We start from the raw sequence: 25501 nt of genomic DNA, 5'->3' as shown, positions 1-25501 counted from the left end.
GGGGGTGGTCCTAAAGGTCGAGCAGTCCGGCCGGCGGGTCGACGATCACACGTCCACCGGCCAGGTCGACCTCTGGAACGATCGCCCGGACGAACGGGATCAACGCGACGCGCCCCTCGGGGCGCCGCAGCACCAGCAGGTCGGACGAGGGCGCGTGGTCGATCCGGGCGACCTCGCCCAGCCGCTCGCCGGCCGGGGTGACCACGGCCAGCCCGACGAGCTGGTGGTCGTGGAACTCCTCCGGGTCCTCCGGCGGCTCCACGTCGGCGCTGTCCACCACGAGCAGGGTCCCGCGCAGCGCCTCGGCGGTGTCGCGGTCCAGGATCCCGGCGAACGCGACCAGGATCCGGCCCTGGTGGAAGCGGGACTCCTCGATGGTCAGCTCGGTCGGAACCCGGAACGGCACCCCGGGACCATCCGCGGGTGCGGAAGGCGGAACCGCCCCAGGCTCGGTGCGCAGCACCGACCCTGGGGCGAACCGTGCTTCGGGCTCGTCGGTCCGCACCTCCACGGTGACCTCACCGCGGACACCGTGCGGCTTGCCGATCCTGCCGACGACGAGCTGCATCAGTACGAGTCGACGATGTCGACGCGTACCCCGCGCCCGCCGATGGAGCCGATCACCTGGCGCAGCGCCTTGGCGGTCCGGCCGGACCGCCCGATCACGGTGCCGAGGTCCTCGGGGTGCACGCGGACTTCCAGCCGCTTGCCCCGACGGGAATCGACCATCCGCACCCGGACGTCGTCCGGGTGGTCGACGATGCCCTTGACCAGGTGCTCCAACGCCGGACGCAGAGGCATGTCAGGCCTGCTCACCGGCGTCGGCAGCGGCGGCCGGGGCCTCGGCCGGAGCCTCGGTCTTCGGCGCCTCGGCCGGAGCCTCGGCCTTCGGAGCCTCAGCGGCCTTGGCGGCCTTCTTGGCCGGCTTGGCCGGGGTCTCCGGGGCGAGCCCGGCGGCGGCCTTCGCCTCAGCCTCGTACGCCGCCTTGCGGTCGGCCCGCTCGGGGGCGACCTTCAGCGGCGGCGGGGCCGGCAGGCCCTTGTACTTCTGCCAGTCACCGGTCAGCTCCAGCAGCCGCTGCACCGCCTCGCTCGGCTGAGCGCCGACGGACAGCCAGTACTGGACCCGCTCCGACTTGACCTCGATGACCGAAGGGTCCTCCTTCGGCTGGTACACCCCGACGAACTCGATCGCCCGGCCGTCACGCTTGGTGCGCGAGTCGGCGATGACAATGCGGTACTGCGGGTTGCGGATCTTACCCATCCGCAGGAGCCGGATCTTTACGGCCACAGTTGTTTCGCTCCTGTTGCGATCTCACCAGCCCGGCACGGGCGGTGTGTATGGGTGAGCGCCGACGGCACAGTGGGGTTGGGCCGGAGACTACTCGGTGGACTGGCGACGTGCCCGGGTTAGAGGGCGCCGGACGCGCGCCGGATACCAGCGACCCATTCTGCCAGATCCGACGCTGATCTCTCGCACCGGACCCGGACACCGCGCCCGGACGGCCCGGACCGGTGACCCGGAACACCCTCTCAGCGCACCGGCGGACGGTCCCAACCCGGCGGAAGGTCGTCCGGTACGTCCCAGTCGGCGGGGGGCGCGAAGTCGCACCAGGTGCCGTCGAACGGGAACTCGCCGGCCTCCGCGAGCGCGATCACCCGCTCCCCCTCGGCCCGGACCGCCTTTTCGTCGGTCACCCAGTAGTCGTCGCCGAAGGCGAGGCGCTCGACGAACTCGTCCTCGTCCTTCCACTGCCAACTGCGGTCCGGGTGCACCACCACGTCGAGGTCCTGGTCCACCACGTCGACGCCGGCCACCGGACCGTCGTCCCAGCGCACGCCGGGTTCCTCCAGGTTGACGTACCAGTGGGCGAACCGGCCCTGCGCGTCCCGGAACCACCAGACGGAGTGCGCCGCGCCGGTGGGCAGGAACTTCAGCAGCGGCGGCCCGTTCCAGCGCCCACGCTCCAGCCGGTACGCCGACGAGATCCACTGGGCGAACGGCATCGCCCGCATCCCCAGCCCCGCCTCGGTCACCTCGTGGGCGACCGGCGAGTCCCGGGCGATCCAGACCAGCAGACCCCGCTCGTCGTCACTGACCACCCGGCCCGGCCGGACCCACCCGATCCGGCCGTGCCGCACGCTGCGGTGCATGATCAACCGACCCGGCGCGAACCGGTCGACAGGGTTGCCCGGCCGCACCTCAGTAGGCGCGGGCGAGGACGGCGATCAGGTCGGGCTCGTCCTCGGAGTCCGGCACCGAGCCGTCGGCACGCAGCAGGCAGCGCACCGTGACGCCCTGGCCGTTCGCCTCGGCCTCGCCGGCCACGCCGACCGCCGACCACGGCACCCGGGCCCAGCCGTTCGCGGCGGCCTCGATCGCCTCGCCGAGGGTGGCCACGTCCACCGTGCGCGACTCGCGGTTGGCCAGCGCCTGGTCGTGCAGCACCTGCTGGTCGGTCTCCAGCGCGGCCAGCACCGCGCCGACCACGTCGGCCACCGGCGTCGGGGACTTCGAGCCGTCGGTACGGCGCACCACCACCGCGTTACCGGCGGCCAGATCGCGGGGGCCGACCTCGACGCGTACCGGATAGCCGCGCAGCTCGGCGTCGACGGCCCGGCGGCCGAACGCGGTGTCGGTACGGTCGTCGAGCGCGACCCGGACACCGGCGTCGCGCAGGCCGTCGCGCAGCTTGGCAGCAGCCTCGGCGACACCCTCGCCGTCCTTGACGATCATGACGTACGCCTGGATCGGGGCCAGCCTCGGCGGCACCCGCAGGCCGTTGTCGTCGCCGTGCGCCATGATCAGGCCGCCGAGCATCCGGGTCGACGTGCCCCAGGAGGTCGTCCACGCGTACTCCCGGCCGCCCTCGGCCGACGAGTAGCTGATGTCGAACGCCTTGGCGAAGTTCTGACCCAGCTCGTGGCTGGTGCCCAGCTGGAGCGCCTTGCCGTCGCCCATCATGCCTTCGCAGGTGTACGTCGCGGTCGCACCGGCGAACCGCTCGCGGGCCGTCTTCAGGCCCACCACCACGGGGATGCCGATCACGTTGACCATCAGGTCCTCGTACGCCTCGTGCAGGATCCGCCGGGCGTAGGCCCGGGCGTCCTCGCGCGTGGCGTGCGCGGTGTGCCCCTCCTGCCAGAGGAACTCGCTGGTGCGCAGGAAGATCCGCGGGCGCAGCTCCCACCGGACCACGTTGGCCCACTGGTTGAGCAGCAGCGGCAGGTCCCGGTACGAGTCGATCCACTTGGCCATGAACTCGCCGATCACCGTCTCGCTGGTGGGCCGCACCACCACCGGCTCGGCGAGCTGCTTGCCGCCACCGTGGGTGACCACCGCCAGCTCCGGTGAGAAGCCCTCGACGTGCTGGGCCTCGCGCTTGAGGTAGCTCTCCGGAATGAACAGCGGGAAGTATGCGTTCTCCGCGCCCGCCGCCTTGATCCGGGCGTCCATCTCGGCCTGCATCCGTTCCCAGATGGCGTAGCCGGCCGGGCGGATGACCATGGTGCCGCGGACCGGGCCGTTGTCGGCCAGCTTCGCCTTGGCGATCAGGTCCTGGTACCAGCGGGGGAAGTCCTCCGCACGGGGAGTGAGCACGCGTGCCATGACCGCACATCCTATGCGCCGCGCGGCCGGCCACCGCGCCCGGGCGGCGACGCGCCGTCCGCCCGCTGTTCCGCGCCCACCTCGCGCACCGGCTGCGGCGGCCCCTGCGCAGGCTGGCGGGGCGACCGTAGACTTCGACCACCATGACTGCATCGACGGAGACCCCTCGCCAGCGGCTGCGGGACACGATCGTGGACGCCGCCCGCGCGCGGACCATCGCCTCCGGCTGGGACGCGGTCCGCATGGGCGGGGTGGCCGCCGCGGCCGGAGTGAGCCGGCAGACCGTCTACAACGAGTTCGGCAGCAAGGCCGGCCTGGCCGAGGCGCTCGCCCGGCGGGAGGTCGACCGGTTCGTCGGCGACGTCCGGGCGGCCCTGGTCGCGCACGGTCCCGACGTCCGGGCCGGCGCGTACGCGGCGATCGCGCACACCCTCGCCGCGGCGGCGGACAACCCCCTGGTCAAGGCGATCCTGACCAGCGCCCGAGGTGGCTCGGACGAGCTGCTGCCGTACCTGACCACCCGGGCCGAGGTGGTGCTCACCGAGGCATCCGGCGCGCTCATCGAGTGGGTCGGCGACCACCTGCCGCAGGCCGAGCCGGCCGCGCTGGCCTTCGCCGCCGACACCATCGTCCGCCTGGTCGTCAGCCACATCGTGCTCCCCCGCGACCCGATCGACCAGACCGCCGCCGCCCTCGCCGACCTGGCCGTACGCCTGTTCGCGACGGCCGCCCGCACGCCCCGCTGACCCGGCGCCGTGTCCCACATCCCGCGCCGCACCCCGCGTCGCCGTCAGCGGATGACGCGGCCGCGCAGGATGGTGCGGGACGGGGCGCGGACCACGCGCAGGTCGTGGCGCGGGTCCTCGGGGTAGACGGTCAGGTCGGCGAGGCCGCCCTCGACCAGGCCGGGGAAGCCGAGCCACTCCCGGGCGCCCCAGGAGGCGGCGGCCAGCACGTCGAGGGGCGCCATGCCGGCCCGCTCGTGCAGCAGCAGCATCTCCTCGGCGGCCAGCCCGTGGTCGATGCCGCCGCCCGCGTCGGTGCCCACGTAGATCGGCACGCCCGCCTCGTGCGCGGCCCGCACCACCTCGGGGAAGCCGTCCCGCAGCGCCAGCATGTGCTCCGCGTACCCGGGGAACTTGGCCCGCGCCTGCTCGGCGATCCCACCGAAGGTGGCAATGTTGATCATCGTGGGGACCAGCGCGGTGCCCTGGCGGGCCATCTCGTCGATCAGGTCGAGGCTCAGCCCCGTGCCGTGCTCCACCGAGTCCACCCCGGCCCGCACCATGATCTCCACGGCTGACTCGGAGAAGGTGTGCACGGCGGCGCGTACCCCGGCGTCGTGCGCGGCCCGCACGGCGGCGGTGAGGGTGTCCGCGTCCCAGGCCGGCGCGAGGTCGCCAACGCCGCGGTCGATCCAGTCGCCGACGAGCTTGACCCAGCCGTTGCCGGCCCGCGCCTGAGCGGCGACCGTCGCGGCCACCTCGGCGGCGCCGACCTCCACCCCGATGTCGCGCAGGTAGCGCTTCGGCGGCGCGACGTGCCGGCCGGCGCGGGCCAGTCGCGGCAGGTCCGGCTCGTCGTCCAACTCGGGGTACGGGTACGGCGAGCCGGCGTCGCGGATCGCCAGCACCCCGGCGGCCCGGTCGACGAGGGCCAACTCGCGGGCCTGGTCGAGAGAGGTGATCGGGGCGCCACCGCGGGCGATGCCGATGTGGCAGTGCGCGTCGACCAGACCCGGCAGGACGAAACCGCCGTCGACGACCGTCTCCGCCCCGGGCACCGGGGTGAGGGTCACCCGGTCGCCGACCAGCCAGAGATCCCGGACCTCGTCGTCGGGGAGCAGCACACCGCGCACATGAAGAGCCATGTGCACAGTCCTACCCGATCATCCCGTCGTCCGCGACGTCGCCCGACGTCACCGACACGCGTCAGCGGGGGTGGTTGTCGCCGCCCTTGCCGAGCTTGTTGAAGTCGATCTTCGGAAGCTTGAAGCCGGGCGGCAGGCCCTGGCCACCGGCCAGGTCGTTCGGGTCCATGCCCGGCGGAAGCTGCGGCATGCCACCCGGGAACCCTCCCGGCATCCCGGCGCCCGCCCCGGTCCGCGGCCGGCCGCCACCCTTGGTGCCCTTGCGCTTGTTCTTGGGGCTCTTGGTCGCCTTGCGCCGGCCACCGCCGGGCAGGCCCATCATGCCGCCCATCTGCTTCATCATCTTCTGCGCGTCGGCGAAGCGGTTGAGCAGCTGGTTGACGTCCATCACGGTGACCCCGGAGCCGTTGGCGATGCGCGCCCGCCGGGAGCCGTTGATGATCTTCGGGGTGGTGCGCTCGGCCGGGGTCATCGACCGGATGATCGCGGTGACCCGGTCGAAGTGGGTGTCGTCCAGATCGGCCAGCTGGTCCTTCATCTGCCCCATGCCGGGCATCATGGCCAGCACGTTGGCGATCGGCCCCATCCGGCGCACCGCGATGAGCTGGTCGAGGAAGTCCTCCAGGGTGAACTGCTCGCCGCCCATCAGCTTGGCGGTCATCTTCTCCTTCTGATCGGAGTCGAAGGCCTGCTCGGCCTGCTCGATCAGAGTGAGGACGTCGCCCATGCCGAGGATCCGGCTGGCCATCCGGTCGGGGTGGAAGACGTCGAAGTCCTCCAGCTTCTCGCCGGTGGAGGCGAACAGGATCGGCTGCCCGGTCACCTCACGCACCGACAGCGCGGCGCCACCACGGGCGTCGCCGTCGAGCTTGGAGAGCACCACGCCGGTGATGCCGACGCCGTCGCGGAACGCCTCGGCGGTGCGGACGGCGTCCTGACCGACCATCGCGTCGATGACGAAGATGACCTCGTCCGGCGAGACGGCGTCGCGGATGTCGGCGGCCTGCTGCATCATCTCGGCGTCGATGCCGAGCCGGCCGGCGGTGTCGACGATGACGATGTCCCGGGCCGCCCGCTTCGCGTGCTCGATCGACGCCCGCGCCACCTGCACCGGGTCACCGGTGCCGTTGCCGGGCTCTGGGGCGTACACCTCGACGCCGGCCCGGCCACCGAGCACCTGGAGCTGCCCGACCGCGTTGGGGCGCTGAAGGTCGGCGGCGACCAGCAGCGGCTGGTGCCCCTGGCCCTTGAGCCAGCGGGCCAGCTTGCCGGCGAGGGTGGTCTTACCGGAACCCTGGAGGCCGGCCAGCATGATCACCGTCGGCGGCTGCTTGGCGAACTGGAGCCGCCGGCCCTCACCGCCGAGCACGTTGATCAGCTCTTCGTTGACGATCTTGATGATCTGCTGGGCCGGGTTCAGCGCCTGGGAGACCTCTGCGCTGCGGGCCCGCTCCTTGACGGCCGCGATGAAGCCCTTGACGACCGGCAGCGCGACGTCCGCCTCCAGCAGCGCGAGGCGGATCTCGCGCGCGGTGGCGTCGATGTCGGCGTCGGTGAGCCGCCCCTTGCCGCGGAGCTTGGTGAAGATCCCGGACAGGCGGTCACTCAAGGTGTCAAACACACGAACATCCCGTTTGTCAGTGTTCCGGCGGGCACAACGCGGTCGGCAGTGCGGAGTCCGACCACCGCAAGGGTAGCGGGCCGGCCGCACGGCCGCTGTCGCCCGGCCCGGCCCGCGCCCCCGGCCGCCCGACACCGCCCGCGCCGGGCCGCCGTCAGCCGGTCACCAGCCCCGACTGGTACGCGAAGACGACGAGCTGGGCCCGGTCCCGGGCTCCCAGCTTGCCCATCGCCCGGCTGACGTGGGTACGGGCGGTCGCCGGACTGACGACCAGCCGGGCGGCGATCTCCTCGTTGTTCAGCCCCTCACCGACCAGGCCGACCACCTGGCGTTCCCGGTCGGTGAGCGCGTCGAGCCGCGGATGCGGACGCGGCACCCGGGACGGCCGGGTGGCGAACTCCCGCACCACCCGCCGGGTCACCGACGGCGACAGCAGCGCCTCCCCCTCGGCGACCAGCCGAATCGCCCGCAGCAGCTCGGCCGGCCGGGTGTCCTTGGTGAGGAACCCGCTCGCCCCGTGCCGCAGCGCGTCGAAGACGTACTCGTCCAGCTCGAAGGTGGTGAGCACCACCACCCGCGTGCCGACCAGGTCTGGGTCGGCGACGATCCGACGGGTGGCCTCGATCCCGTCGATGCCCGGCATCCGGATGTCCATCAGCACCACGTCCGGCCGCTCCCGGCGGGCCAGCTCCACCGCCCGCAGCCCGTCGGCCGCCTCACCGGCCAGCGCCAGGTCGTCCTCGCTCTCCACCAGCGCGCGCAGCCCGAGCCGGACCAGGTCCTGGTCGTCGGCGATCAGCACCCGGATCACGCGGGGGCCTTCACCGGCAGCCGGGCGTACACCCGGAAACCGCCGCCGTCGGTACGCTGCCCGACGGCCAGCCGCCCACCCAGCGCGTCGATCCGCTCCCGCATCCCCGCCAGGCCGTGCCCGCCGGTTCCGTCGTCGGCGGGATCCGGCCCGGCGCCCCGGACGCCCGTGCCCCGGTCGGTGACCTCGACGGTCAACTCGTCGGCGCGGTAGTCGACCGTCACCTCCGCGCTGGCCACCCCGGCATGGCGCAGGACGTTGGTCAACGCCTCCTGCACCACCCGGTACGCGGCCAGATCCACCGCCGCCGGCAGCTCCCGCGGTTCACCGACCACCCGCAGCTCGACGGCGAGGCCGGTTCCGGCTAGCCGGTCGCGTAACGCGGGGAGCCGGGCCAGGCCGGGTACCGGCCCACGCTCGGCGCCTCGCCGCACCGCGCCCAGGGTGACCCGCAGCTCGTCCAGGGCCTCCCGGCTGGTCCGGCTGATCGCTGTCAGCGCGGTCTCCGCCTGCTCCGGCCGTTTCGGCAGCAGGTGCAGGGCGATCTCCGCCTGCATGCTGATCGCGGCCAGCCCGTGCCCCACCACGTCGTGCACCTCCTGCGCGATGCGCAGCCGCTCCTCGTCCGCCTGCCGCCGGGCCTGCTCGACACGACTGCGAGCCTCCTCGGCACGGCTGCGGGCGGTCGCCTCGCGGTTGACCCGCACCACCGTCCCCACCGCGAACGGTACGACCACCCAGGCCGACGCGGGCAGCACTCCGGCCCAGCCCGGAGCCGGGCCCCGGGACCAGAAGGCGTGTGTCAGCAGCAGCACGAACGCGCCCCCGGTGGCGAGCGCCGCCGGCCGCACCGGCAGCCGCACCGCGACGGTGTACACCGCGATCAGGAAGGTGAGCAGGATCGGCCCGTACGGGTAGCCGATCACCAGGTACGTCGTAGTGGCCGCGGTGACCACGCCGAGGGTCGCGACCGGGGCGCGTCGCCGGGCCACCAGCGCCAGCGCGGCGACTGCGATCAGCACCCGGCAGGCGGCGTCCACCGGCCTGGACCCCGGCTGGTTGTCCCCGGCCAGGCCGGTGGCGAGCAGCGCGAATCCGAGCAGCACCAGGGCGAGCGCGGCGTCAGCGCCCGTCTCCTGCCACCCTCGCTGTCCGCTCCCTCGCATGGCCGTCATTCTGCCCGCGCCGAGGCCACCCGGCGTGCGTCCACGAGCGGCACCGCAGCTACGCCCCCGGACGTACCCGCCGCCCATCTCCCCGCGACGCTGCTCCGCTCTGACCGTGCGGAAGGCTCGAGCACGCCAGGTCCGGCGGCGGATACCTCCGCGAGCGCGATGACTCAGAGGCATAAATATGACTCTGAGGTATCGCGCCGGTGAGTGAGGCGGGCTGGCACGAGGATTGAACGGAGATGGTGCAACGACGCGGCGGGCGGCTACGAGCGGCAGCGGCTACGAGCGGCGGACAGCGCGCGGGCGACTGACAGCCGTCGGCAGGCGGCGGCGGACGGCGGCAGGCGGCGGCGGACGTCGGCAGGCGGCGAGGATTCGAGGGCGGTCAGACGGCGGCGAGTACCGCGGCCTCCAGGCGGGCCCGGGTGGCGTCGTCCGGCCAGCCGCCGACCAGGTAGAAGGCGTCGACCACGTCGGCTCCGAGGGTGGAGATGCGGGCCGCGCGGACCAGGGCACCCGCCTCGTCGAGCGCACAGGTGACCCGGTAGAGCAGGCCGGCGGCGTCGGCGGCGCGCAGCTCCAGCAGGACGGCGTCGGTGGCCGCCTCGCGGTGCCAGACCACCCGGGGGGCCGCGCCGCCGCCCCGGGCGGCGAGCGTACGGCCGCGGAGGCGCTGGGTGACCGACACGTCGCCGGCGACCGCTCGCCGCAGGTCGGCGCAGAGGGGGACCGGGTCCGGCGGTAGGCCGTAGCGCGGCTGCACCCGGCACTCGACCAGGGCCCGGCCGTCGACCGCGGAGGCGTCCGCGGAGATCACTTCGAGCCGGTGCAGGGCCAGGCAGCCGGCCACGGTGGCGAGCAGGCCGCGTCGGTCCGCCGCGGCCACCGCCACCCGGTCCCCGGTCAGGTGGACGACTGGCAGGGGCCCGGCCAGCAGCGCCGGGTCGGGGGCCGGCGGTTCGGGGAGTACGCCGGTGTCCAGCGCGGTGCGGACCCGGGCGACCAGCTCGGCGACCAGCCGGCCCTTCCAGTCCGACCAGGCCGCCGGCCCGGTGGCCGCCGCGTCCGCGCGGACCAGCGCGTGCAGCAGGTCGAGGGTGCCGGTGTCCCCGACCGCCTCGGCCACCGCTGCGATGGTCACCGGGTCGGCCAGGTCCCGGCGGGTGGCCACGTCGGGCAGCAGCAGGTGCAGCCGGACCAGCGTGCCGATCAGTTCGACCTCCCCGGCGGGCAGGCCGATCCGGGTCGCCACCGCCTCGGCCAGCGGCACACCGACCGCGCTGTGGTCCCCGGGTAGTCCCTTGCCGATGTCGTGCAGCAGGGCACCGAGGAGCAGCAGGTCGGGGCGGTCCACCTCGCGGGCGTGCCGGCTGGCCTCGTGGGCGGTCTGCACGAGGTGCCGGTCCAGGGTGAAGCGGTGCACCGGGTTGTGCTGGGGCAGGCTGCGCAGCCGGGCCCACTCGGGCAGCCAGCCGTCGACCAGCCCGTACCGGTCGCAGGTCTCCCAGGCCGGCACGAGGCCGGCACCGGCGCCGAGCAGGGTGGTCAGCGCGGCCCGGGCCTCGGCCGGCCAGGGTGTGGGCAACGGCGGGCAGTACGCCGCCAGCCACTCGCAGGTCGCCCGTGCGATCGGCAGCCGGGTGGCGGCCGCGGCGGCGGCCACCCGGAGCGACAGGCTCGGGTCGGGGCGGGCGCCGATCGCCGTGCGGGCGAGCACGAGCTCGCCGTCGTGCTCAACCACGTCCCGGGCCACCGGGCGGCGCACCGGGCGATCGTTGCCGCCGCGGAATCGGCCGGAGCGCAGCCGGTCGGCGGCCCGGAAGGCGTCGTCCAGGGCGTGACTGACCGTGCGGGCGTCCCCGGCGACCCGGCGCAGGAGGGCGTCGCCGTCCTCCACGACGGCTCCGGGCCGCCGCGCGGCGTCAGACGCGCCGGGCTGGAGTTGTCGCAGCCCCAGGAGCGCCGCCACACCGTCGCGCTCCTGGGCGACCAGCCGGTCGACCCGGCGACCGACCTGCTGGTGCAGGGCGTCCCGGGTGTCCAGCAGGCGCAGATGGGCGGCGCGCACGGCGGGACGCAGGGCGTCGGTGATCCCGGCAGCGGAGATCGCCCGCAACAGCCCCACGTCACGCAGCCCGCCGGCGGCCTCCTTGAGGTCACCCTCCAGCAGGAAGGCCAGTTCGCCGTGTGCCTGCCAGCGGGCTTCGGTGACCTCCCGTAGACCGGGCAACTGGCGGACGGCGGTCCGCCGCCAGTGGTCGGCGGCGGTGCGGATCAGCGCGTCGGCCAGCGCCCGGTCGCCGACCACCAGCCGGGCGTCGAGCAACCCGAGGGCCACCTTGACGTCGTCCTGGGCCACCGACAGCGCTTCGGAGACGGTGCGTACCGAGTGGTCGAGCCGCAGGCCGGCGTCCCAGATCGGGTACCAGACCGAGGCGGCCAGCTCGTCGGTGCCGGGCATTCCGGCGTGCAGGAGAACCAGGTCGAGATCGCCGTACGGCGCGCACTGCCGCCGCCCCAACCCACCCACGGCGAGCAGCGCCACCCCGTCCCGCACCGGCACCAACCCCCGCAGGAAGTCGTCGTACGCGGCAGCCCGCCCCTGCCGGGCTGCCTCCCCGACTCCCCCACGTACGCCGACGACCTCGTTGATCAAGAGGTTCGCGTCGCCGTCATCGGCGTTTCCTGACGCGTTCCTCTTGATCAACGAGGTCATGTCGGTCTCGGTCGAGGTCAGAGGGCGTCGAGGCCGCGTTCGCCGGTACGTACCCGGACGACCTCTTCGACGCCGGTGACCCAGACCTTGCCGTCACCGATCTTGCCCGTGCGGGCGGCACCGACGATCGCGTCCACGATCTTGTCCACGTCGATCTCGTCGGTGAGCACCTCGACCCGGATCTTGGGCAGGAACTCGACCGTGTACTCGGCACCCCGGTAGACCTCGGTGTGCCCCTTCTGCCGCCCGTACCCCTGGACCTCGCTGACGGTCAGCCCGGCCACCCCGAGGGCGTGCAGAGCCTCCTTCACCGCGTCCAGCTGGTACGGCTTGATGACCGCGGTCACCAGCTTCATGTCCAACCCCTCCATCCCAGGAACGTTAACCGGCGGCCTTCGCGCTGACCGGCTCGGCGGATTCCGCCTCCGGCCTGGCACCACTCGTCGCGCCGCCACCGGGGGTGCCGATGCCGGCCATCGCGAACGCGCTGCCCGTGCCTCCGCCCGCCGGGGACAGGTCGTAGCTGCTCTCGGCGTGCTCGGCGATGTCGATGCCCTCGACCTCGGCCTCGGCCCGCACGCGGAAGCCGATCGTCTTCTCGATGACGAAGGCCAGCACCCAGGCGATGCCGAACGACCAGACCGAGACGATCACACCGGCGAGCGCCTGCCGCCCGAGCTGCGTGAGCCCGCCGCCGTAGAGGAGGCCGTCGGAGGCGCCCACCACGTCGCTGATCGCGGCGTTGACCGAGTTGGTGGCGAACAGGCCGAGCCAGAGCGAGCCGATCCAGCCGCCGACGAAGTGCACGCCGACCACGTCCAGAGAGTCGTCGTAGCCCAGCTTGTACTTGAGGCTGACGGCCAGCGCACACACGACCCCGGCGACGATGCCGAGCAGGACGGCCGCCCAGGGGGCGATGAAGCCACAGGCCGGGGTGATGGCGACCAGACCGGCGACCGCGCCGGACGAGGCACCGACCATGGTCGGCTTCCGGTCCTTGATCCATTCGACCGCGATCCAGCCGAGCACCGCGGCCGCGGTGGCGAGCTGGGTGTTGATGAAGGCGAGGCCGGCGACCGAGTCGACGGTCAGCTCCGAGCCGGCGTTGAACCCGAACCACCCGAACCACAGCAGGCCGGCGCCGAGCGCGACCAGCGGAATGTTGTGCGGCTTCATGCCCTCGCGCGGCCAACCGAGCCGCTTGCCGAGCACCAGCGCCACGGCCAGGGCCGCCGCGCCGGCGTTGATGTGCACCGCGGTACCACCGGCGAAGTCCAGGGCGTGGATGTCACCGCCGATGATGCCGCCGCCCCAGACCCAGTGGGCGACCGGGAAGTAGACCAGGGTGGCCCAGCCGAAGGCGAACAGCAGCCAGCCGGCGAACTTGGCCCGGTCGGCGATGGCGCCGCTGATCAACGCGACGGTGATCACCGCGAAGACCATCTGGAAGGCCATGAACACGTAGAGCGGAACACCGATGCCGCTGGGGTTCTCCGCCGTGGCGCCCCACAGGTCGGTCTCGGCGAGGAAGGTCTTGGTGCCGAGGTACGCGCCCGGGTCGCCCCAGAAGCCGTTCACGTCGGCCCCGAAGGCGACGCTGAAGCCGTAGAACCACCACAGAACAGAGATGAGCCCGATGGCGGAGAAGCTCATCATCATCATGTTGAGTACGCCCTTGGCCCGGTTGAGCCCGCCGTAGAACAGCGCCAGTCCCGGGGTCATGAGCAGCACGAGCGCGGTCGACACCAGCAGCCAAACGGTATTGCCGCTATCGATCGTGGGTGCTTCAGGCACGCTGGCCTCCTAAAGGTGAAGTTCCCTCCTTCGCGGCTTTCCGGGGCAGCGTCGCCCGTAGGCCGGTTGGGCGGAAGCTTCGCGGCCGGCTGTTTCACCCAGGGTCCCGTGCCGGTTTCTGTTTCGTGACAGGTTGTTTCGTACGTGTCACGAACTTCGCACAGTCAGCGACATGGGCGAGGGTGGATCGACCTGCCGGCGCTCAGCGGAGGGCGTTCTCCAGGGCGTGCCGTTCGTAGTCGAGCAGCCGCAGATCGCGCATCGGCCGGCGCAGGTGCCCCTTGTGCACGATCCGGACGAAGGCCGGCTCCCCGGCGGCGGCCATCCTGCGGATCCCCTCGACGTGGTCCACGATCCGCTTGCGGATGGTCCGGATCAGCCGGTGCCGGTCCCGGGGGATCAGCCCGTACGCGTCGGCGAAGAGCCGCAGCCGGCGCGGTCGGTCCGGGCGCTTCCAGCCCAGGGTGATCGAGTCCCGGTCCGCGAAGATCGGCACCCAGGTCCAGGCCGCGTACGCCACGTCGTAGATCCGCGAGCCCGGCGAGGCCAGGTCGAAGTCGATCAGCCCGAGCGTGCCGTCCGGCCGCCAGATCACGTTGTGCGGCGCCGCGTCGTGGTGGCAGATCACCTCCGTGTCCGGTGGCGGCGGCCCGAACGAGCGCCAGACCGCCCCGGGGGGTGGGGTGAAGCCGTACTGGGCGTCGTGGAACATCCGCAGCATGGTGGCGACGGTGACCAGCGCCTCGTCGGTCACCCAGTGCGGGGCGAGCGGGTACTCCCCGCACTCCCCCTCCAGGTACGACAGCACCTCGCGGTTGCGCTCGTCCATGCCGAGCGCCCGGGGGGCGCCGGTGAACCCGACGTACTCCAGGTGCCGCAGCAGGGCGTGCACGGACGGGGTCCACGGCCCGGCGTTACGGCGGACCGTGTCACCGACCCGGACCACGGTGCTCACGTTGCCGCCGTGCAGCGGGATCTCCTGCGAAGTCACGTACGGTCTCCCGAGGCGCTGCGAGGGGTGGCCGGGGTCGCGCCAGCCCGCGTACGCGCGATCGTCAGTGGTCACCCGAGACTACGCGTCCCGTCCGGCGGCCTCGGTGCCCAGCAACGCGTCGACGAACTGCGCCGGGTCGAACGGGGCCAGATCGTCCTTGCCCTCACCGAGGCCGACGAGCTTCACGGGGATGCCGAGCTTGCGCTGGACGGCGATCACGATGCCGCCCTTCGCGGTGCCGTCGAGCTTGGTCAGCACCACGCCGGTCACGTTGACCACCTCGGTGAAGACCCGGGCCTGCTCCAGGCCGTTCTGACCTGTCGTGGCGTCCAGGATGAGCAGTGTCTCGTCGATAGGGCCCTGTTTCTCCACCACCCGCTTGACCTTGCCCAGCTCGTCCATGAGGCCGACCTTGTTCTGGAGCCGGCCGGCGGTGTCGATGAGCACGGTGTCCACGCCGGTGTCGATGCCCCGCTTGACGGCGTCGAAGGCGACGCTGGCCGGGTCGGCGGCCTCCGGGCCGCGGACGGTCTCCGCCCCGACCCGTGAACCCCAGGTCTCGAGCTGGTCGGCGGCGGCGGCCCGGAAAGTGTCCGCCGCGCCGAGCAGGACGCTGCGGCCGTCTGCCACCAGCACCCGGGCGATCTTGCCGCAGGTGGTGGTCTTGCCGGCGCCGTTGACGCCCACCACCAGCAGCACCGCCGGTACGCCGTCCTTCGGGGCGGTCCGCAGCGACCGGTCCAGGCTCGGGTCGAGCGCGTTGACCAGCTCGGCGGCGAGCAGCGCCCGCAGCTCGGAGGCCGAACGGGTGCCCAGCACCCGGGTCCGCTCGCGCAGCCGGTCGACGATGTCGCGGGTCGCGTCGACGCCGACGTCGGCGGTGATCAGGCTGTCCTCGATTTCCTCCCAGACGTCCTCGTCGAGGTGGTCGCGGGCGAGCAGGCCGAGCAGCCCCTTGCCGAAGACGTTCTGCGAGCGGGACAGCCGGGAGCGGAGCCGGACCAGCCGCCCGGCGGTCGGCTCGGGCACCTCGACGGTCGGCGCGGGCGCCTCGATGACCGGTGGTGGCTCGACCAGGACACCGGTGGACAGATCGGACTCCGGTGCCTCGACCGGCGGGCCGGCGAGATCCTCTTCAGCCCGGGTGTCGACCTCGGTGCGGGGCAGCGGGGGCTCGGGCCGCCGCCGCAATCGCGGCACGACCAGCCCGACTGTGCCGACGATCAGCACGCCGAGCAGGACCAGAGCGAGGACGAGATATTCGGCCATGCCGGAATCCTGTCAGATGCCGGCCGCGGCGTCCCAGCCACCGCACCCCGGCCGGTGCCGAGAACCGGCGGTAGGCTCGGCCGCATGCCCGCCGCACACCTGCTCATCGGCCCCCTCCTGCGGCGCGTGGTGGACACCCGGGCGACCATCTGGGTGGAAACGGCGGCGCCCGCCGTGGTCACCGTCCGCACCGCGGACGGCGCCACCGGCACCGCGCCCACCTTCTCGGCGTACGACCACCACTACGCGCTCGTGGTGGTGCAGGGGCTCACTCCGGACAGCGCGACCACCTACGAGGTGCTGGTCAACGACGAGGTGGTGTGGCCGGTGCCGAGCAGCGGCTTCCCGCCGAGTGTGATCCGCACCCGGGCAGCCGACGACCGGGACCAGCCGGTCAGTCTGATCTTCGGCTCGTGCCGCGAGACCACCCAGCACGCCACCACCCGCAAGCTCCCGCCGGACGCGCTGGACGCGTACGCCCGGCGGTTGATGGCCGACCCCGAGGCGAACCCGCTACCCGACCTGCTGGTGCTGCTCGGCGACCAGGTCTACGCCGATGTCACCTCGCCGACGGTGCGGCGGTTGCTGCGCCGGCGCCGGCGCCGGCCGAAGGGCGCCCCGAGCGACCAGGTGGTGAGCTTCGACGAGTACACCAAGCTCTACCTGGAGTCGTGGCGGGATCCGGAGATCCGTTGGCTGCTCTCCACCGTTCCGAGCGTGATGATCTTCGACGACCACGAGATCATCGACGACTGGAACACCTCGGCGGAATGGCGGGCCGAGGTCCGCGAGCAGCCGTGGTGGTCTGAGCGGATCGGCAGCGGGCTCGCCTCCTACTGGGTCTACCAGCACCTGGGCAACCTCTCCCCGGACGACATCGCGGCTGACCCGGTCTTCGCGAAGGTCGCCGCCGCCGAGGACGCCACCGGCGTGCTGCGCGAGTTCGGGCACCGGGTCGACCAGGAGTCCGACCTGGCGCACGACACCGAGCGTTGGCGCGCGGTGCAGTACCAGTGGAGTTACGCGCTGGACCTGGGCCGGACGCGGCTGGTGATGCTGGACAACCGGTGCAGCCGGGTGCTCGACCGGGGCAACCGGGCGATGCTGCCGCCGGGTGAGTGGTCCTGGTTCCTCGACCAGGCACACGGGGTCTACGACCACCTGGTGGTCGGCGCCTCGCTGCCCTGGCTGCTGCCGCAGGGCATCCACCACATCGAGGCGTGGAACGAGAAGCTGGCGGACTCGCGCCGGCCCTGGGTGGCGCGCTCGGCGGAGAAGCTGCGCCGGGCACTGGACCTGGAGCACTGGGCGGCGTTCCGGCGCTCCTTCGAGGCGCTCGCGGAGACCTTCGCCCGGATCGGCACCGGCACCCCGGGCCGGTCCGGCGCACGGGTCGGCGCGGGCCCGGCGTACGCCCCGCCGGCGTCGATCAGCGTGCTGTCCGGGGACGTGCACCACTCGTACGTGGCCCGGGCCCGGTTCGCCGACCCGGCGGTGGTCACTCCGGTGCACCAGCTCACCTGTTCGCCGATCCACAACCAGGTGCCGGCGGGGATCCGCCCGCTGATGCGGCTCGGCTGGTCGGCCGGCCCGGCGGGGGCGACCCGGACGTTGGCCCGCTCGGCCGGTGTCCGCCGTCCGGGGGTGCGCTGGCGCAAGTTGGCCGGCCCCTACTTCGGCAACGCGGTGGCCACGCTGACCCATCGCGGGCGCGCGGCTGAGGTGACCATCGAGGGCACCACCAAGGACGGGCACCTACGTCCGGTGATGCGCCGCCGACTCTCCGGCAACGGCTGAGCCGATCCGCCGTAGTCTCTACGCCGTGGACGACGAGCACCTGCCGGAGCCGATCCGGGCGGTCGAGCACGAACTGACGGCGCTGCTGCGTCGTGGCCGGGCGGTTTCCTGGGAGATCGCCCGGGAGGTGCACCCGAACCTCGAGCCGAACACCTACGGGCTGCTGCTCTGGCTGCGCCGGAGCGGGTCGATCCGGTTGACCGAGCTGGCGGCACGGCTCGGGGTGGGCAAGGGGACGCTGAGCCGGCAGATCAACGGGCTGGAAGCGCTCGGCCTGGTCAACCGCGACCCCGATCCGACCGATCGGCGGGCCGCGCAGATCAGCCTCACCGAGGAGGGCCAGCGCCGGTTCGACGTCGCCCGGTCCGCCCGGCTGGGTGAGTTCCTACGCGCCCTGGACGGCTGGCCGGCCCGGGACGTGGAGGAGTTCGCCCGGCTGCTCGGCCGCTTCAACGACTCCTGGATCTGACCTCGCCGACGGGGGAATGCCACTCCCCCTCGACATGTTGTTGCTTCAGGCAACCAAGGCATACGGTTGCTTCAGACAACTCTCAGGCGGTCGCCGTACGCCAGGCACGCCGCCCCCACCTCAACTCCATCCGGAGGCACGCAACGATGAGCCAGGCGACAGCGCCCACCCGGGCGACCGGCGTCGACATGACCCACCGGCAGATTCTGGAGGCCCTCTCCGGCCTGCTGCTGGGCATGTTCGTCGCGATCCTCTCCTCCACGGTCGTCTCGAACGCGCTGCCGCGGATCATCACCGAGCTGCACGGCGGTCAGTCCGCGTACACCTGGGTGGTCACCTCGGCCCTGCTGGCGACCACCGCGACCACCCCCATCTGGGGCAAGCTCGCCGACCTGACCAGCAAGAAGCTCCTGGTCCAGCTCTCCCTGGGGATCTACGTGCTGGGCTCGGTGCTGGCCGGCGCCGCGCAGGGCACCAGTGAGCTGATCGCCTGCCGGGTGCTCCAGGGCATCGGCGCCGGCGGCCTCACCGCGCTGGCCCAGGTGATCATGGCGACCATGATCGCGCCGCGCGAGCGGGGCCGCTACAGCGGCTACCTCGGCGCCGTGATGGCCGTCGGCACCATCGGCGGCCCGCTGATCGGCGGCGTGATCGTGGACACCTCCTGGCTCGGCTGGCGCTGGTGCTTCTACGTCGGCGTGCCGTTCGCCATCGCCGCGCTGGTCGTGCTCCAGAAGACCCTGCACCTGCCGGTCGTGAAGCGGAAGGCGCAGATCGACTGGTGGGGCGCCACGCTGATCACCGCGGCCGTCTCGGTGCTGCTGATCTGGGTCTCGCTCGCCGGTAACCAGTTCGACTGGACCTCCTGGCAGTCCGCCGCCATGGTGATCGGCGCGCTGGTGCTCGGCGCGCTGGCGATCCGGGTGGAGACCCGGGCCGCCGAGCCGATGATCCCGCCGCGCCTGTTCCGCAACCGCACCATCAGCCTGGCCGTCGTCGCGAGCATCGCGGTCGGCGTGGGCATGTTCGGCGCCTCGGTCTTCCTCGGCCAGTACTTCCAGATCAGCCGCGGCCAGAGCCCGACGATGTCCGGCCTCATGACCCTGCCGATGATCCTTGGCCTACTGGTCGCGTCGACGCTGAGCGGTCGGATCATCACCAAGACCGGCCGCTGGAAGCGGTTCCTGGTGATCGGTACGGCGCTGCTCACAGTCGGCTTCGCGCTGATGGGCACGCTCCGGGCCGACACGAGCTTCACCCTGCTCAGCATCTACATGGCGCTCGTCGGCATCGGCCTCGGCATGACCATGCAGAACCTGGTCCTCGCCGTGCAGAACACCGTCGGCACGCACGAGCTCGGCGCGGCCAGCTCGGTGGTGGCGTTCTTCCGCAGCCTAGGCGGCGCGATCGGCGTCTCCGCGCTCGGCGCGGTCCTCGGCCACAAGGTCACCGGCTACACGTCCGAGGGTCTGGCCCGGCTCGGCATCTCGGCGCCCAGCTCGGGCGGCGGTGGGGTCCTTCCCGACGTGCACACCCTGCCCGGCCCGATCCGGGCCGTGGTGGAGAGCGCGTACGGCCACGGCGCCGGCGACATCTTCCTGGCCGCCGCCCCCTTCGCGCTGATCGCCCTGATCGCTGTGACCTTCATCAAGGAGGTGCCGCTGCGGCAGCACACCGGCTCCCCGGCCGGCGCCGACGTCGAGCAAGAATCAACTATCGCGGCCGGCGCTGGTGCCGCCGTCGTCCGTACCGGCGAGCAGAGGTGAGGTAGGCAGCCATGAGCGTGGGAGCACCTGACCGCGAGGAGTACGGACCCCGGACCCGCCCGCTGCCCTTCGAACGAGGCACGGACGGCCCCCGGGTGATCATGGTGGGCGTGGACGGCACCCGCACCTCCGAGCGGGCCGGCTCCTACGCCGCCGGGCTGGCCCGCCGGCAGGGCGCCGCGCTGGTGGTGCTCTTCGTCAGCTCGGCGAGCGGGCTGTCCGCCCTGGTGCCCGGGATGGACGCGGGCGCCGTGCAGCGCACCCACGACGAGCTGGCCGACGAGCTGCGCCGGGAGTGCCGGCGCGGCGCCGAGGAGCTCGGCCTACCGGTGACGTTCCTGTGCCGGCGCGGCGACGCGTACGGCGAGCTGTGCGCGGCGGCCGACGAGTTCCAGGCCGACATGGTGGTCGTCGGCGCCTCCGAGCAGGCCGGTCACCGGCTGGTCGGCTCGGTCGCCACACGCCTGGTCCGCACCGGCCGCTGGCCCGTCGTCGTGGTGCCCTGATAACCCGTCGCGAAGTGTCGGGCATCCCGGGCAGGATGCGCGCCATGACCTGGATCGCACCGGAGATCACCCGGACCCCCGAACCGTACGTCGGCGACGAGCGCACCATGCTCGACGGCTGGCTCGACTACCACCGTCAGACACTGCTGCTCAAGTGTGCCGGGCTGACCGAGGCCCAGCTGCGCGCGCCCAGCGTGGAGCCGTCCGGGCTGACCCTGCTCGGTCTGGTCCGGCACCTGGCCGAGGTCGAGGCCTGGTGGTTCCGGGAGAACTTCGCCGGGGAGCGCGTCGACTACCCGTACTTCACCCCGGAGACGCCGGACGCCGACCACGACGTCAGCGCCGCGGACGCCGAGACCGATTTCGCCATCTTCCACCGCGAGGTGGCGCTGGCCCGCGAGGCCGCCGCCGGCCACTCGCTCGACGAGACGTTCACCGAGGTCAGCGCGAAGAAACGCACCTTCAACCTGCGCTGGGTGTACGTGCACATGATCGAGGAGTACGCCCGGCACAACGGCCACGCCGACCTGATCCGGGAACGCATCGACGGCGTCACCGGCGAGTGACCGGACTGCTCCACGGCAGGTCGGCGATCTGGCGGCATCACCTCGGTCGAATGCCGCCAGATCGGCGATACCGCGACGGCCGGTCTTCGGCTCAGTAGTTCAACGCCGCCCGCAGGTACCGCAGATCGCCGTGGCCGCCCCAGCGGTGCGCCGACAGCCCGGCGGCGCGGGCGCCCCGGATCGCCCAGTCCTCGTCGTCGACGAAGAGCACCTTGGCCGGCGGGGTACGCAGTGCCACGCAGGCGGCCTGGAAGTACTCCGGGGCGGGCTTGTGCACGCCCAGCGTCGAGGAGTTGACCACCACGTCCACCTCGCCGGTCAGACCGAGGGTCGCCAGGTCGGCGTCGAGCAGGTCGGTGGCGTTGGTCGCCAGACCCACCTTGATCCCGGCGCCGCGTACCTCCCGGACGAAGTCGAGCACCTCGGTGTCCACCTCGCCCCGGTGGCGCTGCCACTGCTCCACCGCCGCCCGGGCCCGTTCCGGGCCGCCGGCCGGCTCGGCGAGCGCGTCGGCCACGCTGCTCACCCAGTCGGCGTGGCTGACCTGACCGGTGAGCACCGGCCGGAGCCGGCCCCACTGCATGGCGATCTCGGTGAGAACCCCGTCGGCCAGGCCGTACTCCCGCTCCACCTCGGCGGCGACCGCCGGGTCGAATCGGCGCAGTACGCCGTCCAGATCCAGCAGGAGCGCCGTCGCGCGTTCCCGAGCCACTACCCGTTCTCCTCGCCGCGGCCGTGCCGCTGGTCGTCCTCGTCGGCCCGGTTGAGCCGCTGACTGATCACCTGGGTGACCCCGCTGCGCATGGTCACGCCGTAGAGCGCGTCGGCGATCTCCATCGTCCGCTTCTGGTGCGTGATGACGATCAGCTGACTCTTCTCCCGCAACTGCGCCAGCAGCGTGATCAGCCGGCCCAGGTTCACGTCGTCCAGGGCGGCCTCCACCTCGTCCATGATGTAGAACGGGCTGGGCCGCGCGCGGAAGATCGCCACCAGCATGGCCACCGCGGTCAGCGACCGCTCGCCACCCGAGAGCAGGGACAGCCTCTTGATCTTCTTGCCCGGCGGACGGGCCTCCACCTCGACGCCGGTGGTGAGCAGGTCGTCGGGGTCGGTGAGGATCAGCCGACCCTCGCCGCCGGGGAAGAGCACGGTGAACACCTGCTCGAACTCGCGCGCGGTGTCCTCGAAGGCGCTGGCGAAGACCTCCAGGATCCGCTCGTCCACGTCCTTGACCACGGTGAGCAGGTCCCGCCGGGTTGCCTTGAGGTCCTCCAACTGCTCGGAGAGGAACTTGTAACGCTCCTCCAGCGCGGCGAACTCCTCCAGCGCGAGCGGGTTGACCTTGCCGAGCAGGGCCAGTTCGCGTTCCGCCTTCGCGGCCCGCTTCTCCTGCACCGGCCGCTCGTAGCGGACCGGCTCGGGCAGCGGCAGACCGTCACGTTCGGCCGCCGCGACGTCGACCTGGGTGGGCGGAACGGGCTGGGTGGGGCCGTACTCGGCGACCAGGGTCTCCACGTCCAACCCGAAGTCCTCGGCAGCCTTCGCCTCCAGCTGCTCGATGCGCAGCCGCTGCTCGGCGCGGGCGACCTCGTCCCGGTGCACCTGGCTGGTCAGCCGCTCCAGCTCCGCGCCGAACCGCTTGGCGGCCCCGCGTACCTCCTGGAGTTCCGCTTCGCGGGCGGCGCGTTCCCGGGCCACCGCGTCGCGGTGCTCCTCCGCCGCCGCAATCGAGGTGGTGAGCCGGGTGAGCGCCTCCCGGGCGCCGCCGGCGACAGCGCGGGCGATGCCCGCGCCCCGGGTGCGGGCGGCCCGCCGGGCGGCGGCGCGTTCCCGTGCGGCCCGCTCCGCGGTGGCCTGGCGGGCCAGCGAGTCGGCCCGGCCGGCGATCGAGGCGACCCGCTCCTCAGCGGTACGCACCGCGAGCCGGACCTCCATCTCGTTCTGCCGCGCCTGCGGCACCATCGCGGCGAGCTGGTCCCGGTCCTCGGTGGAGGGCTCGGCGTCGACCGGGGTCTCCTCGGCCAGCCGCAGCCGTTCCTCCAGCTCGGCGAGTGCGGTGAGGTCCCGCTGCCGGGCCGCCTCGGCGCGGGCCCGGGACTCGCCGAGCCGGTCGGTCTCCGCCTTCGCCGAGCGGGCCGCCGCACCCAGCTCGGCCAGTCGACGGGCGGCGGCGTTGCGGTGGCTCTCCGCCTCGCGCTTCTCGGCGGCGGCGTGCTGCACGGCCTCCTTGGCGGCGGCCACCTCGGCGCGTGCCTCGACGAGTTGGTCGCGCAGCTCCGCGCCGGCGCGCTCGGCCGTGAGCCGGTTGCTGCGGGCTTCCTCGACGGCCGCCTGCACCTCGATGTAGCTGGGCGCCTTGGCCGACCCGCCGGCCGCCGCGTACGCCCCGACGACGTCCCCGTCCGGCGTGACCGCGCGCAGCTCGGGGTTGCCGGCGACCAGGTCGGCCGCGGCGGCCAGGTCGTCGACGAGCACCACGTCGCGCAGCGCCCGGTGCACCGCCGGACGCAGCTCGGCGCTGCACTCCACCAGGTCGGGGGCCCAGCGGGCCTCGTCGGGCAGCTTCGGGCGCAGGGCGTCGGCGGAGCCGGTCATGCCCGGTCCCGCCGGGCTGCCCACGAGCAGGCCGGCCCGGCCGGCGTCGGAGATCTTGAGCAGTCGCATCGCCTCGACGGCCTCGTCCACCCCGCTGACGGCGACCGCGTCGGCGAGGCCACCGAGCGCGGCGGCCAGCGCGGCCTCGTGGCCCGGGGCGACGGTGAGCAGCCCGGCGAGGCTGCCGAGCAGGCCGGGCACGTCGCCGGCTCGGGCGAGCAGCGCCCCGGCGCCGTCCTTGCGTCGCAGGCCCAGGGAGAGCGCCTCCTCCCGGGCCTTCCAGGTGGCCGCGTCCTTCTCGGCCGCCCGCTCGGCGTCGGCCAGCGACCGGACGGTGGCCTGTGCCCGGTCCTGGCCGGCGACCGCCTCGGCGTGCCGGGCGTCCAGGTCGGCGTTGTCCCGGTCCGCCTCGGTGGACTGCGCGGAGACCGCGTCCAGGTCGGCCTGCGCCTGCTCGGCGCGACCCAACGCGTCGGCGTGCGCGACGGCGAGCCGTTCGATCTCCTCGCCGGCGCTGGTGGTCCGAGCCCGGGCCGAGTTGACCTGGCCGGTGAGCCGGGCCATCCCCTCGCGCCGGTCGGCGATGGCCTTGGCGGCCGCCACGAGCTCGCGTTCGGCGGCGGCGAGCTGACGTTCCAGCTCCTGGCGGTGCTCCACGGCCTCGGCCAGCCGGATCTGGTCGTCGGTGAGCGCCGCGCGCAGCTCCTCCTCCTGCTCGCGGACCCGCTCGGCCTCGGCCTCCAGCTGGTCCGGGTCGCGGCCGGTCCGCTCGTCGTCGCCGGTGGCGCTCAGGTGCCGCAGCCGTTCCCGGGCCAGCTGCTCGATCGAGCGGAAACGTTCCTGCAGGGCGGACAGCTTGTACCAGGTGTCCTGGGCGGCGGCGAGCAGCGGAGCGTCCTCGGCGAGCGCGGCCTCCAGCTCACCCAGCCGACCCTGCACCTCGGCGTGCTCGGCCTCGACCTGCTCACGCCGCTCCCGCAGCGCGGTCTCGTCGGCGATCTCCCGGTCGAGCGTGGTCCGCAGGGTGGCCAGGTCGTCGGCGAGCAGCCGCAGCCGGGCGTCACGCAGATTGGCCTGGATGGCGGCGGCCCGCCGGGCCACCTCCGCCTGCCGGCCCAGCGGTTTGAGTTGGCGGCGCAGCTCGGCGGTCAGGTCGGTCACGCGGTTGAGGTTCACCTGCATCGCGTCGAGCTTGCGCAGCGCCTTTTCCTTGCGCTTGCGGTGCTTGAGGACGCCGGCCGCCTCCTCGATGAACGCCCGGCGATCCTCCGGCTTGGCGTGCAGCATGCCGTCGAGCCGGCCCTGGCCGACGATGATGTGCATCTCCCGGCCGATGCCCGAGTCGGAGAGCAGCTCCTGGATGTCCAGCAACCGGCAGGTGTTGCCGTTGATCTCGTACTCGCTCTCGCCGGAGCGGAACATCCGGCGGGTGATGGAGACCTCGGTGTACTCGATCGGCAGCGCGCCGTCGGTGTTGTCGATGGTGAGGGTGACCTCCGCGCGGCCCAACGGCGCCCGGCCGGCGGTGCCGGCGAAGATGACGTCCTCCATCTTGCCGCCGCGCAGCGCCTTGGCGCCCTGCTCGCCGAGCACCCAGGCGATGGCGTCGACGACGTTGGACTTGCCGGAGCCGTTCGGGCCCACCACGCAGGTGATCCCGGGCTCCAGCTTCAACGTCGTGGCGGAGGCGAAGGATTTGAAGCCCCGCACCGTCAGGCTCTTGAGATACACCTTCTCGATCCTCGTCCGGTGGCCGCCGTACCGTCGCCGGCTGCGCGGACCTGGTGAACCCGCAGACTAACCCGGTGGCGGGAGCGGTCGGGCACGCGACCCGCCCCGAAGCGCGGCGGTCGGGAGCGCGGGACGCGAGCGTGAACCGACGGCGCCGTTGTTCGGGACGCGGCGAGAAAGACAAACACCGTTCATGATCAGTAAGTCGACCGAC

At 73.0% G+C, this 25501-nt stretch carries 22 protein-coding genes; 6 read left to right on the top strand and 16 right to left on the bottom strand.

The genetic code is table 11. The features are described 5' to 3' along the window. Positions 1–10 precede the first annotated feature (10 nt). The 5 genes from rimM to proS all read right to left on the bottom strand — a co-directional run bounded on the left by rimM (position 11) and on the right by proS (position 3610). Positions 11–568: a ribosome maturation factor RimM gene (gene rimM, locus EAD89_RS24440; RefSeq protein ID WP_121655249.1), complete on the bottom strand. Its 558-nt coding sequence runs from the start codon at positions 566–568 to the stop codon at positions 11–13. Continuing rightward, a complete protein-coding gene (locus EAD89_RS24435) occupies positions 568–828 on the bottom strand; it encodes an RNA-binding protein (protein ID WP_172862164.1) in 261 nt (86 codons plus the stop codon). Before EAD89_RS24435 ends, rimM begins: the two co-directional genes overlap by 1 nt. Next, the gene (gene rpsP / locus EAD89_RS24430) at positions 803–1291 is read right to left on the bottom strand and encodes a 30S ribosomal protein S16 (RefSeq protein ID WP_121655250.1); all 489 of its coding nucleotides are present in this window, start codon (positions 1289–1291) and stop codon (positions 803–805) included. The genes EAD89_RS24435 and rpsP overlap by 26 nt, the downstream gene beginning before the upstream one ends. A 242-nt stretch (positions 1292–1533) precedes the next feature. After that, complete coding sequence (locus EAD89_RS24425; RefSeq protein ID WP_121655261.1) at positions 1534–2154, bottom strand: DUF402 domain-containing protein; 621 nt, start codon at positions 2152–2154, stop codon at positions 1534–1536. 49 nt (positions 2155–2203) lie between these two features. Next, positions 2204–3610 (bottom strand): proline--tRNA ligase, encoded by a 1407-nt coding sequence (proS, locus tag EAD89_RS24420; protein WP_121655251.1) that lies wholly within the window; start codon positions 3608–3610, stop codon positions 2204–2206. Positions 3611–3753: 143 nt separating this feature from the next. Here proS and EAD89_RS24415 point away from each other — a divergent pair, with 143 nt between their 5' ends. Continuing rightward, complete coding sequence (locus EAD89_RS24415) at positions 3754–4356, top strand: TetR/AcrR family transcriptional regulator (protein WP_121677341.1); 603 nt, start codon at positions 3754–3756, stop codon at positions 4354–4356. A gap of 44 nt (positions 4357–4400) precedes the next feature. Here the strand turns inward: EAD89_RS24415 and EAD89_RS24410 are convergent, their stop codons facing one another. The 9 genes from EAD89_RS24410 to ftsY form a co-directional block, all read right to left on the bottom strand. After that, positions 4401–5480: an amidohydrolase family protein gene (locus EAD89_RS24410; RefSeq protein WP_121677340.1), complete on the bottom strand. Its 1080-nt coding sequence runs from the start codon at positions 5478–5480 to the stop codon at positions 4401–4403. 61 nt (positions 5481–5541) lie between these two features. Next, a complete protein-coding gene (ffh, locus tag EAD89_RS24405; protein ID WP_121655254.1) occupies positions 5542–7101 on the bottom strand; it encodes a signal recognition particle protein in 1560 nt (519 codons plus the stop codon). A gap of 154 nt (positions 7102–7255) precedes the next feature. Then, the gene (locus EAD89_RS24400) at positions 7256–7912 is read right to left on the bottom strand and encodes a response regulator transcription factor (RefSeq protein WP_121656203.1); all 657 of its coding nucleotides are present in this window, start codon (positions 7910–7912) and stop codon (positions 7256–7258) included. Then, the gene (locus EAD89_RS24395; protein WP_233579068.1) at positions 7909–9078 is read right to left on the bottom strand and encodes a sensor histidine kinase; all 1170 of its coding nucleotides are present in this window, start codon (positions 9076–9078) and stop codon (positions 7909–7911) included. Before EAD89_RS24395 ends, EAD89_RS24400 begins: the two co-directional genes overlap by 4 nt. Positions 9079–9469: 391 nt before the next feature. Then, positions 9470–11800 carry a [protein-PII] uridylyltransferase gene (locus EAD89_RS24390; RefSeq protein ID WP_121677338.1) on the bottom strand — a complete coding sequence of 777 codons (2331 nt, stop codon included), beginning with the start codon at positions 11798–11800 and terminating at the stop codon, positions 9470–9472. 17 nt (positions 11801–11817) lie between these two features. Next, entirely contained in the window at positions 11818–12156 is a 339-nt protein-coding gene (locus EAD89_RS24385; protein WP_174537509.1) for a P-II family nitrogen regulator, read from the bottom strand. 25 nt (positions 12157–12181) lie between these two features. After that, positions 12182–13594 carry an ammonium transporter gene (locus EAD89_RS24380; protein WP_121677337.1) on the bottom strand — a complete coding sequence of 471 codons (1413 nt, stop codon included), beginning with the start codon at positions 13592–13594 and terminating at the stop codon, positions 12182–12184. Between the two features lie 202 nt (positions 13595–13796). Continuing rightward, on the bottom strand, positions 13797–14660 hold the full coding sequence (locus EAD89_RS24375) for an aminoglycoside phosphotransferase family protein (RefSeq protein ID WP_172898993.1): 864 nt from the start codon (positions 14658–14660) through the stop codon (positions 13797–13799). Positions 14661–14666: 6 nt separating this feature from the next. Then, entirely contained in the window at positions 14667–15857 is a 1191-nt protein-coding gene (gene ftsY, locus EAD89_RS24370) for a signal recognition particle-docking protein FtsY (protein WP_121677336.1), read from the bottom strand. Between the two features lie 84 nt (positions 15858–15941). On the opposite strand from ftsY, the gene EAD89_RS24365 reads away from it, so the two are divergent. The 5 genes from EAD89_RS24365 to EAD89_RS24345 all read left to right on the top strand — a co-directional run bounded on the left by EAD89_RS24365 (position 15942) and on the right by EAD89_RS24345 (position 20961). Further along, on the top strand, positions 15942–17654 hold the full coding sequence (locus EAD89_RS24365; RefSeq protein ID WP_121677335.1) for an alkaline phosphatase D family protein: 1713 nt from the start codon (positions 15942–15944) through the stop codon (positions 17652–17654). Between the two features lie 25 nt (positions 17655–17679). Then, on the top strand, positions 17680–18123 hold the full coding sequence (locus tag EAD89_RS24360; protein ID WP_233579066.1) for a MarR family winged helix-turn-helix transcriptional regulator: 444 nt from the start codon (positions 17680–17682) through the stop codon (positions 18121–18123). Positions 18124–18269: 146 nt separating this feature from the next. Continuing rightward, positions 18270–19889, top strand: coding sequence for an MDR family MFS transporter (locus tag EAD89_RS24355; RefSeq protein ID WP_121657137.1), 1620 nt, complete (start codon positions 18270–18272; stop codon positions 19887–19889). Between the two features lie 11 nt (positions 19890–19900). After that, positions 19901–20395, top strand: coding sequence for a universal stress protein (locus EAD89_RS24350; RefSeq protein ID WP_233579058.1), 495 nt, complete (start codon positions 19901–19903; stop codon positions 20393–20395). Between the two features lie 44 nt (positions 20396–20439). Further along, positions 20440–20961, top strand: coding sequence for a DinB family protein (locus tag EAD89_RS24345; RefSeq protein ID WP_121677334.1), 522 nt, complete (start codon positions 20440–20442; stop codon positions 20959–20961). Positions 20962–21052: 91 nt separating this feature from the next. Here EAD89_RS24345 and EAD89_RS24340 read toward each other — a convergent pair whose 3' ends face one another. Further along, on the bottom strand, positions 21053–21673 hold the full coding sequence (locus EAD89_RS24340) for an HAD family hydrolase (RefSeq protein ID WP_121657135.1): 621 nt from the start codon (positions 21671–21673) through the stop codon (positions 21053–21055). Continuing rightward, a complete protein-coding gene (smc, locus tag EAD89_RS24335) occupies positions 21673–25287 on the bottom strand; it encodes a chromosome segregation protein SMC (protein ID WP_121677333.1) in 3615 nt (1204 codons plus the stop codon). Before smc ends, EAD89_RS24340 begins: the two co-directional genes overlap by 1 nt. Positions 25288–25501: the final 214 nt, after the last annotated feature.

This window comes from Micromonospora sp. BL4 (genome assembly GCF_003667505.1).
GTDB lineage: Bacteria > Actinomycetota > Actinomycetes > Mycobacteriales > Micromonosporaceae > Micromonospora.
Note: the sequence above shows the minus strand (reverse complement) of the source record. Positions and strands in the feature narration are given on the sequence as shown.